Annotated in this window: 2 protein-coding genes; one reads left to right on the forward strand and one right to left on the reverse strand. The window is 73.1% G+C overall.

Annotation, left to right across the window (positions count from 1 at the left end; all coding sequences use genetic code 11):
* The coding region (locus tag PROKR_RS17630; RefSeq protein ID WP_084800510.1) for an ABC-F family ATP-binding cassette domain-containing protein at positions 1–1,542 on the reverse strand (1,542 nt) is incomplete at its 3' end.
* A 128-nt stretch (positions 1,543–1,670) separates the two neighbouring features.
* Between PROKR_RS17630 and PROKR_RS17635 the strand changes: the two genes are divergently transcribed.
* Complete coding sequence (locus PROKR_RS17635; RefSeq protein ID WP_036965148.1) at positions 1,671–2,660, forward strand: acetylxylan esterase; 990 nt, start codon at positions 1,671–1,673, stop codon at positions 2,658–2,660.
* Positions 2,661–2,853 lie beyond the last annotated feature (193 nt).

Below are 2,853 nucleotides of genomic sequence, written 5' to 3' on the forward strand. Positions count from 1 at the left end.
GCCCGAGATGCCGGTGGACCTGGCTGCCGCCCGCAGCCGCAGGTACTCCTCCACGCCCCCGGGAAGGTCGCGGATGGTGCCGTCGCCGAGGAGGGCGACCTGCCGGTCGGCCACCCGCTCCAGCAGGTACCGGTCGTGCGAGACCACGATCAGCGTGCCCGGCCAGCCGTCCAGCAGGTCCTCGACGGCGGCCAGCGTGTCGGTGTCGAGGTCGTTGGTGGGCTCGTCGAGCAGCAGCACGTTGGGCTCGGACACCAGCAGCCGCAGCAGCTGGAGCCGGCGCCGCTCGCCACCCGACAGGTCCCGCACCGGGGTGTAGGCCCGCTCGCGCGTGAAGCCCAGCTTCTCGGTGAGCTGCGCGGCGGTGAGCTCCTTGCCGTCGACGACGACCCGGCCCTTCTCCTGCTCGATGACCTCGACAGCCTTCAGCGACCCCAGCTCGTCGAGCTCGGCGACGTCCTGCGAGAGCTCCTGCATGTGGATGGTCTTGCCGCGCTTGACCCGGCCCGAGTCCGGTTCGCGGCGGCCTGCCAGCAGCGCCAGCAGCGTGGTCTTGCCCGCACCGTTGACGCCCACGACGCCGTACCGGTCGCCCGGCCCGAGACGCCAGGTCACGTCGTCGAACAGGACCTTGCCCGGCACCGTCACCGACACCGACTCGAGGTCCAGCACGTCCTTGCCGAGCCGTCGCGTCGCCATGCGGGTGAGCTCCATCGAGTCGCGCGGCGGCGGCTCGTCGTCGATCAGCGCGGACGCGGCGTCGAGGCGGAACTTCGGCTTGGACGTGCGCGCGGGCGCGCCGCGGCGGAGCCAGGCGAGCTCCTTGCGCAGCAGGTTGTCGCGCTTCTCGGCGGCCGTCGCGGCCTGCCGGGCCCGCTCGGCACGCGCCAGGATGTAGGCCGCGTACCCGCCCTCGTACCCGTCGACGGCGCCGGTCCCGTCGCCGCGCACCTCCCACATGCGGGAGCAGACCTCGTCGAGGAACCAGCGGTCGTGGGTGACGACGACGAGCGCGCCCGACGTGCCCGGACGGCCGTACCGCTCGCGCAGGTGGGCCGCGAGCCAGGCGACGCCCTCGACGTCGAGGTGGTTGGTGGGCTCGTCGAGGAGCAGCACGTCCGGGTCCTGCACGAGCAGGGCAGCGAGCGCCACGCGGCGACGCTGGCCGCCGGACAGCTTGGCGACCGGGGCGTCCCAGGCGAGCTCGGCGATCAGGCCGTCGTGCACCTCCCGCACGCGTGCGTCCGAGGCCCAGACGTGGGTCTCGGCGTCGCCGTGCACGATGTCGAGCACGGTGGCGTCTTCGGGCAGCTCGTCACGCTGGTCGAGCATGCCCAGGGTGGAGCCACCCACCCGGGTGACCCGCCCGCCGTCGGGCAGGGCTGTGCCGGCGAAGATGCGCAGCAGGGTGGACTTGCCCGCGCCGTTGGGGCCGACGATGCCGACGCGGTCGCCGTCGTCGAGCCCCAGCGAGACGTCCGCGAGGAGGGTGCGAGTACCGATGGTCAGCGCGATGCCGTCTGCGCCGAGGAGATGTGCCACCTACCAAGGGTAGTCGCGCGCTACGCTCACCCCGGTCGACCCTTCGACAAGCTCAGGACGGCGCGGCGCCGCGCAGCAGGACCTCGCCGCCGCACCCCAGAACGACGACGACGCCGAGGAGCATCCACGTGGCCCAGTTCGACATGCCGCTGCCCGATCTCGAGAAGTACACGCCGGAGGTCGACGAGCCCGCCGACTTCGACGGGTTCTGGTCGGCCACGCTGACCGAGGCCCGTACGTTCGACACGGCACCGCAGGTGGAACGCCTCGACGTGGGCCTCACCGAGATCCTGGTGGACGACGTGACGTTCCCCGGGTTCGGCGGGCACCCGGTCAAGGCGTGGCTGACGCGGCCCGCGCACGCGACCGGCGACCTGCCGGTGGTCGTGGAGTACCAGGGCTACGGCGGCGGCCGGGGCCTGCCGCACGAGCGGATCCAGTGGGCGGCCGCGGGCTACGCGCACCTCATGATGGACACGCGTGGCCAGGGTTCCGGCTGGGGCGCTGGCGGGGACACGCCGGACCCGGTGGGCTCGGGCCCCGCGTCCCCCGGGTTCATGACCCGCGGCGTGCTGGACCCGCACGACCACTACTACCGGCGCGTCTTCACGGACGGCGTCCGTGCGGTCGACGCGGTGCGGGCGATCGACGGGCTCGACCCGGCGCGCGTGGCGCTGAGCGGCGGCAGCCAGGGCGGCGGCATCACCATCGCGGTCGCGGGCCTGGTGCCCGACGTCGTGGCCGCGATGCCGGACGTGCCGTTCCTGTGCCACTACCGCCGCGCGGTGTCGATCACGGACAACGCGCCGTACAGCGAGATCACGAAGTACCTCTCGGTGCACCGCGACCCGGCGGTCGAGGAGCAGGTCTGGCGCACGTTCTCGTACCTCGACGGGGTGTCGTTCGCCCGGCGCGCCCGCGGGGCAGGCCTGTTCTCGGTGGCGCTGATGGACGGTACGTGTCCGCCGTCCACCGTGTACGCCGCGTACAACGGCTGGGGGCCGGGCGGCTCCCGCGCGGTGGACAAGGAGATCGACGTCTACCCCTACAACAACCACGAGGGCGGCGGGGACTACCGGTTCCCCCGCAAGCTCGCATGGCTGAACAAGATCATCTGACGGCCGGGGGTCGCGGACCGGCGTCGGGAGTGTCGGGGACTGGCGGTACGCTCCGAGCGCACGCCCAAGACCCGGAGGTACCGCCCGTGCCCGAGTACGACCTGCCGCTCGTCACGGTGGCGCCGGCCGCTCCGCCCGCCACCGACGAGCCCGAGGACTTCGACGCGTTCTGGGCGGCGAACCTCGCCGCCCA

The organism is Promicromonospora kroppenstedtii DSM 19349, from assembly GCF_000515355.1.
GTDB lineage: Bacteria > Actinomycetota > Actinomycetes > Actinomycetales > Cellulomonadaceae > Promicromonospora > Promicromonospora kroppenstedtii.